11 protein-coding genes are annotated in these 14,028 nt (G+C 65.8%); 5 read left to right on the plus strand and 6 right to left on the minus strand.

The window, feature by feature from the left end; translation table 11 throughout:
* The first annotated feature begins 217 nt into the window (after positions 1-217).
* Together CFB34_RS24300 and CFB34_RS24305 are read left to right on the plus strand one after the other, a co-directional pair.
* Positions 218-2,392 carry a phospholipase C, phosphocholine-specific gene (locus tag CFB34_RS24300; RefSeq protein ID WP_089431859.1) on the plus strand — a complete coding sequence of 725 codons (2,175 nt, stop codon included), beginning with the start codon at positions 218-220 and terminating at the stop codon, positions 2,390-2,392.
* Positions 2,393-2,565: 173 nt separating this feature from the next.
* Positions 2,566-3,291 carry a phosphonate utilization associated transcriptional regulator gene (locus CFB34_RS24305; protein ID WP_089441292.1) on the plus strand — a complete coding sequence of 242 codons (726 nt, stop codon included), beginning with the start codon at positions 2,566-2,568 and terminating at the stop codon, positions 3,289-3,291.
* A gap of 55 nt (positions 3,292-3,346) precedes the next feature.
* Here CFB34_RS24305 and CFB34_RS24310 read toward each other — a convergent pair whose 3' ends face one another.
* Complete coding sequence (locus CFB34_RS24310; protein ID WP_089441291.1) at positions 3,347-3,619, minus strand: hypothetical protein; 273 nt, start codon at positions 3,617-3,619, stop codon at positions 3,347-3,349.
* 38 nt (positions 3,620-3,657) lie between these two features.
* On the opposite strand from CFB34_RS24310, the gene CFB34_RS24315 reads away from it, so the two are divergent.
* Complete coding sequence (locus tag CFB34_RS24315) at positions 3,658-4,002, plus strand: hypothetical protein (protein ID WP_222153352.1); 345 nt, start codon at positions 3,658-3,660, stop codon at positions 4,000-4,002.
* Between the two features lie 392 nt (positions 4,003-4,394).
* Here CFB34_RS24315 and CFB34_RS24320 read toward each other — a convergent pair whose 3' ends face one another.
* The 5 genes from CFB34_RS24320 to CFB34_RS24340 form a co-directional block, all read right to left on the minus strand.
* Complete coding sequence (locus tag CFB34_RS24320) at positions 4,395-5,783, minus strand: FAD-dependent oxidoreductase (RefSeq protein WP_089441290.1); 1,389 nt, start codon at positions 5,781-5,783, stop codon at positions 4,395-4,397.
* A gap of 107 nt (positions 5,784-5,890) precedes the next feature.
* Entirely contained in the window at positions 5,891-7,021 is a 1,131-nt protein-coding gene (locus tag CFB34_RS24325; RefSeq protein WP_089441289.1) for a 2-aminoethylphosphonate--pyruvate transaminase, read from the minus strand.
* A 49-nt stretch (positions 7,022-7,070) separates the two neighbouring features.
* Positions 7,071-8,798: a putative 2-aminoethylphosphonate ABC transporter permease subunit gene (locus CFB34_RS24330; RefSeq protein ID WP_089441288.1), complete on the minus strand. Its 1,728-nt coding sequence runs from the start codon at positions 8,796-8,798 to the stop codon at positions 7,071-7,073.
* On the minus strand, positions 8,795-9,886 hold the full coding sequence (locus CFB34_RS24335; protein WP_089426675.1) for a putative 2-aminoethylphosphonate ABC transporter ATP-binding protein: 1,092 nt from the start codon (positions 9,884-9,886) through the stop codon (positions 8,795-8,797). The genes CFB34_RS24330 and CFB34_RS24335 overlap by 4 nt, the downstream gene beginning before the upstream one ends.
* 97 nt (positions 9,887-9,983) lie before the next feature.
* Positions 9,984-11,039: a putative 2-aminoethylphosphonate ABC transporter substrate-binding protein gene (locus tag CFB34_RS24340; RefSeq protein WP_089441287.1), complete on the minus strand. Its 1,056-nt coding sequence runs from the start codon at positions 11,037-11,039 to the stop codon at positions 9,984-9,986.
* Between the two features lie 208 nt (positions 11,040-11,247).
* Between CFB34_RS24340 and phnA the strand changes: the two genes are divergently transcribed.
* Positions 11,248-12,486 (plus strand): phosphonoacetate hydrolase, encoded by a 1,239-nt coding sequence (gene phnA, locus CFB34_RS24345; protein WP_047852694.1) that lies wholly within the window; start codon positions 11,248-11,250, stop codon positions 12,484-12,486.
* A 29-nt stretch (positions 12,487-12,515) separates the two neighbouring features.
* Positions 12,516-13,970, plus strand: a complete 1,455-nt coding sequence (gene phnY / locus CFB34_RS24350) for a phosphonoacetaldehyde dehydrogenase (RefSeq protein WP_089441286.1) — start codon at positions 12,516-12,518, stop codon at positions 13,968-13,970.
* Positions 13,971-14,028: the final 58 nt, after the last annotated feature.

A 14,028-nucleotide genomic window follows, 5' to 3' on the forward strand; every position in this document is an offset into this window, starting at 1 on the left:
TCCCCTCTGTATCGCGCGTCAGCGTAGCGCATGCATATGTCGGCCGGATGAAAGACGCGTCGTGCGCCGCTTCGAAAGAATTTCTGTGGGTAACCCAAAGAAACCTGCGGTAACCGGTCACGGCCGGGACACGCCGATGCGGGGTAATAACGGCAACGCACCACCGCCGGCCCCGCTCGACCGGCGCCCCACTCCTATCGACAACAGGGTTCTCTTCATGTCCTCGAACAATCGACGCGATTTCCTGCGCCTCGCCGCGCAGTCGGCCGGCGCGATGGCCGCCTACGCGGGCTTCCCGCCCGCGATCCGCAATGCGCTGGCGATGCCGGCCGCCTATCGCACGGGCACGATCCGCGACGTCGAACACGTCGTGATCTTCATGCAGGAAAACCGTTCGTTCGACCATTACTTCGGCGGGCTGCGCGGCGTGCGCGGCTTCAACGACCCGCGCCCGCACCTGCTGCCGAGCGGCGCACCGGTGTGGCAGCAGCCGCCGGCGTCGGTGTTCACGAAGAACTACCATTCGCGGGGCCTCGATCCGTCGGCGCCGTACGTGCTGCCGTTCTACCTCGATCCGAAGCAGACGACCGAATTCCAGCCGGGCACCAACCACGGCTGGAGCAGCGGCCACCTGTCCTGGAACAACGGCCAGTGGGACCAGTGGGTGAACCAGAAGCAGGACGTGCTGACGATGGGCTACCTGAAGCGCCAGGATCTCACGTACCACTACGCATTGGCCGACGCGTTCACGATCTGCGATTCGTACTTCTGCTCCGCGCACGCCGACACCGCGCCGAACCGCATCTACCTGTGGACCGGCACGGTCGACCCGCGCAACATCTACGGCAACCCGCCGAACGGCCCGGGCATCGGCGAGCGCGACGACGTGAACGGCTACACGTGGACGACCTACGCGGAACGCCTCGAGAACGCGAAGATCAGCTGGAAGGTGTACCAGGGCGGCACGGGCATTCCGGGCGACCCGACCGACAACTACACCGACAACTCGCTGATGTTCTTCAAGCGCTTCCAGGTGAAGGAAGGCGCGAGCGGCCCGCTGGTCGACAAGGGCGCGTCGGACCACACGCTCGCCGAGCTGAAGGCGGACGTGCAGGCGAACCGGCTGCCGCAGGTGTCGTGGATCGTGTCGCCGTACAAGTACAGCGAGCACCCGCAGGCGTCGCCGACCGATGGCGCGTTCTACATCAACATGGTGCTCGAGGCGCTCACGTCGAACCCGGAAGTGTGGGCGAAGACGGTGTTCATCCTGAACTACGACGAGAACGACGGGTTGTTCGACCACGTCGTGCCGCCGGTGCCGCCGGTCACGAGCGGCGTGGGCGGCCAGGGCATCGTGTCGTCGAACCTGCTGTCGAATCTCGGCGACGAGCTGCTCGACCTGAACAAGTACCCGGGCGAAATGAGCCCGCTCGTGCCGGGCGCGGACCCGGGCGGCATCCAGCCGATCGGCCTCGGGCCGCGCGTGCCGCTGATCATCATCTCGCCGTGGACGAAGGGCGGCTGGGTGTGCTCGGAGACGTTCGACCATACGTCGGTGCTGCGTTTCCTCGAAGCGCGCTTCGGCGTGAAGGAGCCGAACATCAGCGCATGGCGCCGGTCGATCTGCGGCGACCTGACGTCGGCCTTCGACTTCTCCGCGCGCCCCGACACGCGCACGGTCAGCTTCACGGTGCCGCAGCACATCGCGACGGCCGGCCAGGCGTACCAGGTGCCCGCGCAGCAGTCGATGCCGACGCAGGAGCCCGGCACGCGTCCGGCACGTGCGCTGCCGTACGAGCTGTTCGTGCACAGCCGCGTGAGCGGGCACGACGACAGCGTGTCGCTCGACTTCGCGAATACCGGTGATGCAGGCGCCGCGTTCTACGTGTACGACCGCCGCAACCCGACGACGCCCCCGCGCCGCTATGCGGTGTCCGCGCACGATCGCTTCGTCGACACGTGGAACACGTCGGCCGCGCGCGGCGACTACCATCTCGCGGCGTATGGCCCGAACGGCTATCTGTGCGAGTTCCAGGGCAACACGCGGCTCGCGGCGGACGGCCGCCACGCGAACCCCGAAGCGCGGATCGGCTACGACGTGCGCAACCGCCACGTGTACCTGCAACTGCGCAACAGCGGGCGCGCGACGTGCCGCGTGACGGTCGACAACGCGTATAGCCACAAGCATGCGCGGACCTACACGCTGGAGCCGGGCGAGCGCATCGAGGACCACTTCGAGCTGTCGTCGAGCCACGGCTGGTACGATCTGACGATCACCGCGACGACGCTGCGCGGCGGCGACGACAAGGTCGTGCGCCGCTTCGCGGGCCACGTCGAGACGGGCCGGCCGAGCCAAAGCGATCCGGGGCCGGTGAAGCACCCGACGGCCTGACGGCCGCCGCGCGAGCGCTGCCTGCCGGTCGTGCTTCCGTTGCATTCCGGTAGGCGGAATTGGTTTTTTGGAAACTGAAAACTGTTGACAATGTGTCGGGCCGAGGGTATACAAGGATCATTCGCCGATATGGCGCCCTCGTTTTCTACCGCAGCCCTGCTGCCTGCCCGACCATGACAGCCCCGAACGCGCTCAGCGCCATCGAACTCCTGCAAAGCCAGTCGCTCGCGATGATCGTCCAGGACATGCTCGAGCGCGCGATCGTCTCCGGCGAATACGCTCCTGGCGAGAAGCTCAACGAAGTCGAGATCGCGACCAAGCTGAACGTGTCGCGCGGCCCCGTGCGCGAGGCATTCCGCGCGCTCGAGCAGGCCGGCCTGCTGCGCAACGAGAAGAACCGCGGCGTGACGGTGCGCGTCGTGCCGCTGCGCGAAGCCGAGGAGATCTACGAAGTGCGCGCGATGCTCGACGAGTCGGTCGCGCGCGCGCTCGCGAAGCGCATCTCGCCCGACACGCTGAAGGTGCTGAAGGGCATCATCCAGTCGATGAAGGATGCCGCGAAGACGCACGACGTCACGCGCTATACCGAGCTGAACGTGCAGTTCCACGACGCGATGGTCGTCGGCGTCGGCAATACGCACCTCACCGATACCTACCGCCGGCTCGTGCGCCAGCTCGGCCTGCTGCGCCAGGCGGCGATCGAGGCCGAGGAGGATGCGATCGCCGTGTCCGCGGCCGAGCACGACAAGATCGTGCAGGCGCTCGCGGGCGGCGACGAGGAGCAGGCCGTGGCGCTTGTGCGCGAGCACTTGTCGCACGGCCTCGAGCGGATGCGCCGCACGCATGAGCAGGGGCTGCCCTCGACGGGCAAGTCGGCGCGGGAGAAGGCCGGCGCATGAGCGGACACGGTACGTGTCGCGGTTCGTGTCGAAATTGACGATTGCCGACAGGCGATTATTTGCCGCCGTGTTTATCGAAGAAATCGTCCAGGATCCAACCCGTACCCGATCGGCAATGCACTTGCGTGTATGCATAAATCTTGGCAGCACGATCCGCTAGTGGAACGCAAGACTCGCCTTTTTTGACCGTAAAGATTGGCTGGGATCTATCGTCGTTTGGCTCGGCGAAGGCCGGCATATCCTGAAGTGCCGTCCATTTCTCATCCCCATGTTTCGAGCACGCACCGATCATCGCGGTGAATATCACCAATAGCAGAAAGCGCGTCATTTCTTCGGATATCGTCGGATTCCAATCAATCGTTTCGAATGGCGCAGACCGGTCATCAAATCCGCTGGCGCTATGATACCCGGGAGTTGCCATCTCGGGTCGTAAGCCAGAATTCCCGCTTTGCCAAGTACTTCTGCGATATTCGACGAGCAGTTGTTGTCGATGAGAGAGTAGCGCCTATTTTCGTGCCGCCTCCTTCTTATCTCGGAAATGATAATTCTTTTCTCACCCTCGGATGCATGGACGAGATAGCCGATCGTATCGCGTTGCATCCTGGTTTGCTGGCGATTCAGGTAATTCAACACATTATCGACGTCCCATCCCGGGTGCGCCCTGCCATATACGACTCCATCGATTGCGATCGCGGCATGCCCGAACTGTGATCCCCGCGAGACAGATCGGGAATCGCTAATCAAAACTTCAATGGTGGACGAATGGTGCATGAAATATGTGATGGATTTGTTCTCTTCCGAGTGCGTTAAATCCTATCACGTTGTTTTTATACTTTAAATCGAGATAATGAAATGGCAAAAAAGAAATGAGCGTGCGGTCATGCCTCGTCAATCCCGTCTGCTTTAGGATGTGTCTTGTTGGGGTGCAGTTGTATAGGTAATGAGCTGAGTGTTTTAAATAAAAAGCAGCATCGGCGATTTGACTTGTTCTATTGGGGGCTGCCCTTTCCCGTTATTCGCGTGATGCGGGAGTTAAAAAACGGCGACGCGGTAGCTCTGGCGAACCGATCGCGCGCCTTGTCTCATCGCATTTCACCCGCCGGTCACGCCTTGTCGGCCTTCCCGGCCGCGCTCGCGAATTTCGCGAGCCACGTGTCGACAACTGCCGGCGGCCGGCTTTCGTCCTCCGCGCGCTCCTTGCGGCGGATCGCATTGCGCACGACGTGCGCGCCGACATAGCGGATCGGCTCCGGCGGGAAATGACCCAGCGGGCCGCGCACGATCGGGCTGCGCGTCCACGCGTTGTCGAGGCCGAGCACGAGCGACGACAGGATCTGCCCGCCCATGTACGTCGGCCCCACGCCGTTGCCCGAGTAGCCGAAGCCGTAGAACACGTTCGGCGCGTCGTCGAGGCGGCCGAAGAACGGGAAGCCGGTGACGGAGCGATCCGACGGCCCGTTCCAGCTCGCGGTGACCGGCACGCCCGCGAGCGACGGAAAGAACTCGCGCAGGCTCTGCGTGAGTTGCGCCTCGTACGGCGAGCGCCGGTCGAACACGGGTGCGATGCGGCTGCGCCACGAGAACGTGTTGCCGCCCTTGCCGAGCATCAGCCGCCCGTCGGCGGTGGTGCGGTAGTAGTAGACGAAGATCCGCGAATCGAGCACCGACACGCCGTCCACGAGCCCGGTCTTCTCGAGCAGCTCCGGGCATTTCTCGGTGATGACCATGTCGCTCGACACGACCGCGATCGTCCGTTCGAACTGCGGGAAGCGGCTCGCCATCCACGCGTTGATCGCGAACACGAGCTTGCCCGCACGCACGGTGCCGGACGGCGTGCGCACGACGGCCGGCTGCCCGGGCGTGAAGTCGAGCATCGGCGTGCGCTCGTAGATCCGGATGCCCATCGCGAGCGCGACGCGGCGCAGCCCGCGCACGAGCTTGCCGGGATGCACGGTCGCGGCGATCGGCGAGTAGACGCCGTCGAGATTGCGGGCGGAACCCGAGCGGCGCGCGACTTCGGCGGGCGGCAGCGGTTCGTAGCTGTGGATGCCGCACGCGGCGAGTGCGTCGAGCACCGGCGCGAGCGTGCCGACCTGCGCGCGCGACGTCGCGGTGTACAGCGTGCCGTCGAGCCGCAGCTCGGCATCGATGGCATGCGCGCGGCAGAAATCGGCGATGTGCTGTACGGCCGCTTCGGATGCCTTCACGAGCCGGATCGCCTCGGCCTCGCCGAACAGCCGCCGCAGCGTGAGGAACTTCGCGGACCACGTGAGCAGGCAGCCGCCGTTGCGACCGCTCGCGCCAGCGCCGCACAGATCGGCCTCGACGATCACGATGTCGAGCGCGGGGTTCTGCTGCTTCGCCTGGATCGCGGTCCAGAGCCCGGTGAAGCCGCCGCCGACGATGCACACGTCGGCCTGCGTCGCACCTTGCAGCGCGGGGGCGAGATCGCCGTCGTTGAACAGCGCTTGTTCGATCCAGAAGGGTCGCATGGGAGGGTTCGTCGAAAAGGGGGCGTGCCGCGCACGGCCCGAAAAAATGACGGCCGCCGCATGCGAACGTGCATGCGGCGGGTTACGTCACGTCACATCACGTCACGTCACGCTGCCGCTTCCGCCGACACGCGACGCACGCCCATCGCCTTCAGCGTGTCGGCGATCGCGGCGACCGCGCCCGGGATGCCGGCTTCGCCGAAGTGGCCGATGCAGCCGACCCGGAACGTCTCGACCTCGGTCAGCTTGCCCGGATACAGGATGTAGCCGCGCTGCTTGACCTCCTGATAGAACCGCTTGAAGTCGTAGTTCGGATCGTCCGGCGCATGGAACGTGACGATGATCGGCGCCTGGATCGCCGGATCGAGGAACGGCCGGAAACCGAGCGCGAGCATCCCGTCGATCAGCGCGCGATAGTTGCGCTGGTAGCGGCCGCCGCGCGCCGCGAGCCCGCCTTCGTCGACGTATTGCGCGACGGCCGCGTCGAGTGCCGCGACCACGTGCGTCGGCGGCGTGAAGCGCCACTGCGTCGTGCGTTGCATGTAGACCCACTGGTCGTACAGGTCCATCGCGAGCGAGTGGCTGTTGCCTTCGCATCGTTCGAGCGCGCTGCGCTTCGCGATCACGAAGCCGAGCCCCGGCACGCCTTCGAGGCACTTGCCGGATGCGGCGATCACCGCGTCGAACGGCGTTGTGCGCGCATCGATGTCGATCGCGCCGAACGAGCTCATCGCGTCGACGATCAGCGCGCGGCCGTGCTTCGCGACGACCTGCGCGATGTCGTGCAACGGGTTCAGCACGCCGGCGCCCGTTTCGCAGTGCACGAGCGCGACGTGCGTGATGGTCGGATCGGCGGCGAGCGCACGCTCGACGTCGGCCGGATCGACGCGGCGATCCTCGCTGTAGTCGATCGTCGTCAGCTGGCGGCCGAGCACGCGGCAGATCTTCGCGATGCGCTGGCAGTACGCGCCGTTGTTCGGTACGAGCACGTGGCCGTCGCGCGGCACGAGCGTGCCGAGGGCCGCTTCGACCGAGAACGTGCCGCTGCCTTGCAGCGGCACGCATTCGTGCGTGCCTTCGCCGTGCACGATCTGCAGCAGGCGCTCGCGCAAGCGCGCGGTGATCGCGTTGAAGTCGCTGTCCCACGATCCCCAGTCGCGCAGCATTGCGTCGCGCGTAGTGTCGGAGGTCGTCAGGGGGCCGGGGGTGAGCAGGATGGGCTGGGCGGCGAGCGTCATGGTGTCTCCTTGATGAAGTCGGGACGTCACGTAAGTACGGTCAAAAGAATCAACGGCGATGCGGATTGCGCCAGGCCTGCGTTCGGCGCAACAGTCGATGCGAGATGCACGCGAACAGCACGCACGCGAACGAAGAGGTCGCGAGCACGAGCGTGGCCATCGCGGCGGCCGGGCCCATCTGGCCCGCGTCGTCGAGGTTCAGGATCGCGACCGATGCGGGTTGCGTGTCGGGCGAGTAGAGGAACGCGACGGCCGAGACCGTCGTCATCCCGTTGACGAACAGGTAGCGCGCGATCAGCAGGATCGCCGGCAGGCACACGGGTACGGTCACGCGCACGAAGGTCGTGTAGAACGGCACCTTCAGCGACGCGGACACGGCCTCGAACTCGCTGTCGATCTGCCGGAGCGCGGTGACGGCGGTCAGGTGGCTCGACGCGTAGTAGTGCACCACCGTGACGATCGCGAGCAGCCACAGCGACCCGTACAGCCCGTTCAGCGGATTGCCGGGCGCGTTGAACAGGAAGATGTAACTGATGCCGAGCACGAGCCCCGGCACGCCCATCGGCAGGATCGCGCACAGCGCGATGAAGCCGCGCAGCCAGCGCGCGCCGCGCGTCTTCTCGATCAGGTAGGCGCCGCCGAACACGACGATCGTGCCGCCGAGCGCTACCGTCGCGGCCATCCGCAGGCTGTTCTTGTACGCGTCGAAGATGCCCGCGCCGATCAGCCCCATCTCGTAGTGCTGCAGCCCGAGCGTCATCTGGTACGGCCAGAACTTCACGAACGACGCGAACACCGAGATGCCGACCACCGCGATGAAGAACGCGCACACGATGCCGCAGTACGCGAGCATCGCGGCGTCGAAGCCGCGCGACGGCTTCGGCTGGTACGGCGTCGAACGTGCGCCGAGCTGCGACTGCTGGCGACGGCGGATGAAGAAGTCGACGCCGAACGCGACGAGGGCCGGACACAGCAGCATCAGGCTCACGACTGCGCTGCGGTTGAAATCCTGCAGGCCGATGATCAGCTTGTAGATGTCGGTCGACAGTACGTTGTACGAACCGCCGATCACCACCGGTACGCCGAAGTCGTTGATGCACATCGTGAACGCCACCATCGTCGCGCTGATCAAGCCGTACTTCGCGCCCGGCAGCGTGATCGTGAAGAACTTGCGCATGCGGCTCGTGCCCATCGCGTCGGCGGCCTCGTAGAGCCGGCCGTCGGCCAGCGACAGCGCCGTGACGAGGATCATCAGCACGTGCGGGAACGACGCATACACCATGCTCAGCACGATGCCCGGCAGCCCGTAGATCGAATGGCCGTGCAGCAGCGGCTTGAGCAGCCCCGCGTTGCCGAACCAGTAGATGAACGACACCGCGGACAGCAGCGTCGGCGCGAGCAGCGGCAGCAGCGCGATCGTGCGCGCCGCGTTCTTCAGCGGCATGCACGAGCGGGTCAGCGCGTAAGCGAACGTGAACGCCATCGGCACGACGATCGACGTGACGAGCGCGCCGACCGTCAGCGAGTGCAGCATCGAGCGCAGTACGCCGCTGTCCTCGAGATACTCGACGAAGTTGTGTGCGCCGACGAAGCGCCCGTCCGCATCGACGAAGCATTTCTGCACGACGAGCGCGAGCGGCAGCAGCAGGAACATCGACATCAGCGCGGCCATCGCGACGAGCGCGAGCTGCGCGATGCGGTCGTGCCAGTGCGTGATCTGCCGCACGTCGGCGGGGGCGGAGGCGCCGCGGCGGCGCTCGGTCAGGACGGTGCTCATTGCAGTCGCTCCTTCGCGCTCGGGAACACGCGGACATGCTCGCGATCGAGCGCGAGGTCGATGCGCGCGCCGGCCTGCACGCCGGTGCGGTCGACGTCGTGATACGACAGGTCGGCGACGATCTCCTGGCCGTCGAGCCCGTCGATCCGGAAGCTCACGCGGCAGAACGCGCCGAGGAATTCGAGCTTCTCGACGCGACCGGCCAGCACGTTGTCGGCCGTCTCGCCCGGCACGCGGATGCGCAGGTCCTCGGGCCGCACGTAGACCGACACCGCCGCGCCTTGCGCGGGGCGTGCCGTGCCATGGCGACAGTCGAGGCCGACCGCGCCCGCGCGCAGCGAGCCGTCCTGCGCGACTTCGGCGGGAATCGTGTTGACGCGGCCGATGAAGTCTGCGACGAACGGCGACGCGGGCTGCCGGTAGATTTCGAGCGGCGTGCCGATCTGCTCGATCACGCCGTGGTTCATCACGACGATGCGGTCGGCCATCGACAGCGCTTCTTCCTGGTCGTGCGTGACCATGATCGTCGTCACGCCGAGCCGCTGCTGAAGCGCGCGGATCTCCTGGCGCAGCCGCACGCGCACCCGCGCGTCGAGCGCCGACAGCGGTTCGTCGAGCAGCAGCAGGCCGGGGGAGGTGGCGAGCGCGCGCGCCAGCGCGATGCGCTGCTGCTGGCCGCCGGACAGCTGGCCCGGATGCTTGCGATGGCTGTCGGGCAGGCCGACCAGCGCGAGCAGCGTGTGCACGCGCTCGTGGATCGCGTCGCGCTTCATCTTGCGGTTCACGAGCCCGTACGCGACGTTGTCGTACACGGTGAGATTGGGGAACAGCGCGTACGACTGGAACACGATCCCGTAGTCGCGCAGTTGCGGCGGCAGCCGCGAGATGTCGCGGCCGTCCTGCATGATGTGGCCGGCGTTCTGCGTCTCGAGCCCCGCGATGATCCGCAGCAGCGTGGTCTTCCCGCAGCCGGACGGCCCCAGGAAGCAGATCATTTCGCCCTTCATCACGCTCAGGTTGATGTCGGTCAGGACCTGCGTGTCGTTGTACCGCTTCTCGATGCGTTCTACGCTCAGATAAGGTGCCATGCGCGCCTCCATGCTGGGGCGGCCCGGGGGCCGGATTCGACGATGGAAAGGGTGGCGCGGGGCGGCGCGCGGCGCGGCCCCGCGGCGGGTCGCGACGTTACTGCTGCGCTTTCGCGCCGTAGCGCTTCTGCCACGTATCGAGAATCGACTGGCGGTTCTTCGCCGACCATACGAAGTCGTTCTTCACGAGCAGGTCCGAGTAGTTGTCGGGGATGCCGGCCAGCTTGCGCGCGACTCCCGGGTACGCGACGATCGCCCACCAGCGCGCGGTGATCTGGTTCGCCTCCTTGCTCGCCATGAAGTCGGCGAGTTTCTTCGCGGCGTCGGGCTGCTTCGTCGTCTTCATGATCGCGGTGCCTTCCATGTCCCAGCCGAGCCCTTCCTTCGGGAACACGAGATCGATCGGCGCGCCCTGCGACTGCAGTTCGTGGCCGCGGAACTCGAACGAGATGCCGATCGGGAATTCGCCGGTGCCGGCGAGCGTGCACGGCTTCGAGCCCGAGTGCACGTATTGCGCGACGTTCTTGTCGAGCGCGTCCATGAATTTCCAGCCTTTATCGTCGCCGAAGGTCTGCAGCCACGCGGTCACGTCGAGGTAGCCGGTGCCGGACGAAACCGGGCTCGGCATCACGATCGCGCCTTTATAGACGGGCTTCGTCAGGTCTTCCCACGACGTCGGCTTCGGGATGCCCTTCGCCTGCGCGGCGACGCGGTTGTAGCAGATCGTCGCGCCCCACACGTCCATGCCGACCCAGTGCGGCGGCGTGTTCGCGTCGCTGTACTTGCGCGTGAGCTGGTCGAAGTCCTTCGGCGTGTAGGGCATCAGCATGCCCTGCAGGTCGAGCAGCGTGAGGCTCGACGCGGCGAGGCCGAGCACGACGTCCGCGCGCGGGTTGTTCTTCTCTGCAAGCAGCTTTGCGGTGACCGAGCCGGTCGAGTCGCGCACCCAGCGGATCTCGATATCGGGGTTCGCTTTCTCGAACGCGTCCTTGTAGGGCTTCATTGCCTCGTCTTCCAGCGCGGTATAGACGAGCAGCGACGTCTTCGCGTGCGCCGCCTGCACCGCGCCGAGCGCGACCGCCGCGGCCAGTGCGAAGCGGGCCGCGCCCGCCGCCCATGCGTTCAAACGCTTGTTTACCGGCACTTCGTTCATCTTCAGACCCCTTGACTGTGGCGCCGCGGCACGCGGCGGATGAGTGGAGACCAGCCCTCTTGCTGCACCGTTGTTTTGCTTTCTGTTCTCTGCATGTTGTTGACAATCTACAAATCATCAATTTTAATGTCAAGCATGGAAAACACCTCCCTTCGGCGCGGCGCGGGCGCCGACGGCTCACCCCTTCGACCTGAAAGGAATGAACGTCATGAATGAAACGCCTGTATCCGTGGAAGTGAACGGCCGCCGCTACAACTGGATGAGCCGGCCCGTGGTGGTCGTGTGCGTCGATGGCTGCGCGTACGAATATCTGGAGGAAGCGGCCGAGGCCGGCGTCGCGCCGTTCCTGCGCACGCTGCTGAAGCCGGGCACGGCGCTCAAGGGCGAGTGCGTGGTGCCGAGCTTCACGAACCCGAACAACCTGTCGATCGTGACAGGCGTGCCGCCGGCGGTGCATGGGATCAGCGGCAACTACTTCTACGATCGCGACACCGGCGCCGAAGTGCTGATGAACGATCCGAAGTACCTGGTCGCACCGACCGTGCTCGCGACCTTCGCGGAGCAAGGGGCGAAAGTCGCGGTCGTCACCGCGAAGGACAAGTTGCGCCGCCTGCTCGGCAAGGGGCTGAAGGGCATCTGCTTCTCGTCGGAAAAGGCCGACGAGGCGAGCATCGAGGAAAACGGCATCGACAACGTGCTCGAGCTGGTCGGCAAGCCGGTGCCGAGCGTGTACAGCGCGGACCTGTCCGAATTCGTGTTCGCGGCCGGCGTGCGCCTGCTCGAGACGCGTCCGATCGACCTGATGTACCTGTCGACCACCGACTACGTGCAGCACAAGTGCGCGCCCGGCACGGAAGGCGCGAACGCGTTCTACGCGATGATGGACACCTACCTGCAGCGCCTCGACGCGCTCGGTGCGATCGTCGCGATCACGGCCGATCATGGAATGAACGCGAAGCACGACGATGAAACCGGCGAGCCGAACGTGATCTACCTGCAGGAGCTGTTCGACGAGTGGCTCGGCGAGGACGCGGCGCGCGTGATCCTGCCGATCACCGATCCGTACGTCGTGCACCACGGCGCGCTCGGCTCGTTCGCGACCGTCTACGTGCCGGCGACGGCCGACGCCGAAGCGCTGCGCGCACGGCTCGCCGCGGTCGACGGCATCGAGGTCGTATTGACGGGCGCCGAGGGTTGCGCGCGCTTCGAGCTGCCGCCGGCGCGGATGGGCGACCTGATCGTGATCTCGAAGCAGGACGTCGTGCTCGGCACGCGCCGCATCAAGCATGACCTGTCGGGCCTCGACGTGCCGCTGCGCTCGCACGGCGGGATCTCCGAGCAGATCGTGCCGCTGATCTTCAGCAAGCCGGTCGCCGGCGACGTCTCGGGCCGCGCGCGGCTGCGCAACTTCGACATCATCGACATCGCGCTCAACCATCTGCAGTGATGCGCACGCATCCGTAAGGGGACACACTCATGAACGCCATTGCAGCATCGACGGACGTCCGCGAGATTCGTCGCGAAGCACTGCGAATCGATGGGGAACGGATTCATCGGGACGCGGTAATCGAAGTGCGCAACCCGTACGACGGCGCGCTGGTCGGCACCGTGCCGAAGGCGACGCTGGACGACGTGCGGCGCGCGTTTGCCGCCGCACGTGCCTACCGGCCGACGCTCACGCGCCACGATCGCGCGGCGATCCTGCGCCGCGCGGCCGACATCGTGCGTGCGCGCACGGCCGAGATTGCAGCGCTGATCACGGCCGAGGCCGGCCTGTGCATCAAGGATTCGACGTACGAAGCGGGGCGTGTGGCCGACGTGCTGACGTTCGGTGCCGGTGAAGTGCTGAAGGACGACGGGCAGATCTTCTCGTGCGACCTGACCCCGCACGGCAAGAAGCGCCGCGTGTACACGCAGCGCGATCCGCTGCTCGGCGTGATCTCGGCGATCACGCCGTTCAATCACCCGATGAACCAGGTCGCGCACAAGATCGTGCCGTCGGTCGCGACCAACAACCGGATCGTCGTGAAGCCGTCGGAGAAGGTGCCGCTGTCGTGCTACCTGTTCGCGGACATCCTGTACGAAGCCGGTTTGCCGCCGCAGATGCTGCAGGTCATCACCGGCGACCCGAAGGAGATTGCCGACGAACTGATCACGAACCCGGCGATCGATCTCATTACGTTCACGGGCGGTGTGTCGATCGGCAAGTCGATCGCGTCGCGCATGGGCTACCGGCGTGCGGTGCTCGAACTCGGCGGCAACGATCCGATCATCGTGATGGAAGATGCCGACCTCGACGAAGCAAGCACGCTCGCGGTGTCGGGCTCGTACAAGAATTCGGGCCAGCGCTGCACGGCGATCAAGCGGATGCTCGTGCACGAGTCGGTGGCTGATCGCTTTACGGAGCTGGTGGTCGAGAAAACGCGTGCGTGGTCGTACGGCAATCCGTCCGATCCGTCGGTCGACATGGGCACGGTGATCGACGAGGCCGCCGCGAAATTCTGCGAGCAGCAGGTGAACGACGCGATCGCGCGCGGCGCGCGGCTGCTGGTCGGTAACGTCCGCGACGGCGCGCTGTATTCGCCGACGGTGATCGATCGCGTGACGCCCGACATGCCGCTCGTGAAATACGAAACCTTCGGCCCCGTGTCGCCGATCATGCGCTTCCGTGACATCGACGAAGCGATCCGGATGTCGAACAGCACCGACTACGCGCTGTCGTCGTCGGTCTGCACGAACCGCTTCGATCACATCACGCGCTTCATCACCGAGCTGGAAGTCGGCAGCGTGAACGTGCGCGAGGTGCCGGGCTACTGGCTCGAACTGACGCCGTTCGGCGGCGTGAAGGATTCGGGGCTCGGTTACAAGGAAGGCGTGCAGGAAGCGATGAAGAGCTTCACGAATACGAAGACGTATTCGCTGCCGTGGTAAGTGAGGTGTAAGCCGCGCGCACCGGTTTCGCGGCCGGTGCGCGCGTTATTCGATCGGC

Origin of the sequence: Burkholderia sp. HI4860, from assembly GCF_002223045.2 — a bacterium.
Classification (GTDB): Bacteria; Pseudomonadota; Gammaproteobacteria; order Burkholderiales; family Burkholderiaceae; genus Burkholderia.

Coding starts and splice junctions, on each gene's coding strand:
- CFB34_RS24300 (WP_089431859.1), top strand. CDS start 218: ATGTCCTCGAACAATCGACGCGATTTCCTGCGCCTCGCCGCGCAGTCG.
- CFB34_RS24305 (WP_089441292.1), top strand. CDS start 2,566: ATGACAGCCCCGAACGCGCTCAGCGCCATCGAACTCCTGCAAAGCCAG.
- CFB34_RS24310 (WP_089441291.1), bottom strand. CDS start 3,619: ATGACGCGCTTTCTGCTATTGGTGATATTCACCGCGATGATCGGTGCG.
- CFB34_RS24315 (WP_222153352.1), top strand. CDS start 3,658: ATGGCGCAGACCGGTCATCAAATCCGCTGGCGCTATGATACCCGGGAG.
- CFB34_RS24320 (WP_089441290.1), bottom strand. CDS start 5,783: ATGCGACCCTTCTGGATCGAACAAGCGCTGTTCAACGACGGCGATCTC.
- CFB34_RS24325 (WP_089441289.1), bottom strand. CDS start 7,021: ATGACGCTCGCCGCCCAGCCCATCCTGCTCACCCCCGGCCCCCTGACG.
- CFB34_RS24330 (WP_089441288.1), bottom strand. CDS start 8,798: ATGAGCACCGTCCTGACCGAGCGCCGCCGCGGCGCCTCCGCCCCCGCC.
- CFB34_RS24335 (WP_089426675.1), bottom strand. CDS start 9,886: ATGGCACCTTATCTGAGCGTAGAACGCATCGAGAAGCGGTACAACGAC.
- CFB34_RS24340 (WP_089441287.1), bottom strand. CDS start 11,039: ATGAACGAAGTGCCGGTAAACAAGCGTTTGAACGCATGGGCGGCGGGC.
- phnA (WP_047852694.1), top strand. CDS start 11,248: ATGAATGAAACGCCTGTATCCGTGGAAGTGAACGGCCGCCGCTACAAC.
- phnY (WP_089441286.1), top strand. CDS start 12,516: ATGAACGCCATTGCAGCATCGACGGACGTCCGCGAGATTCGTCGCGAA.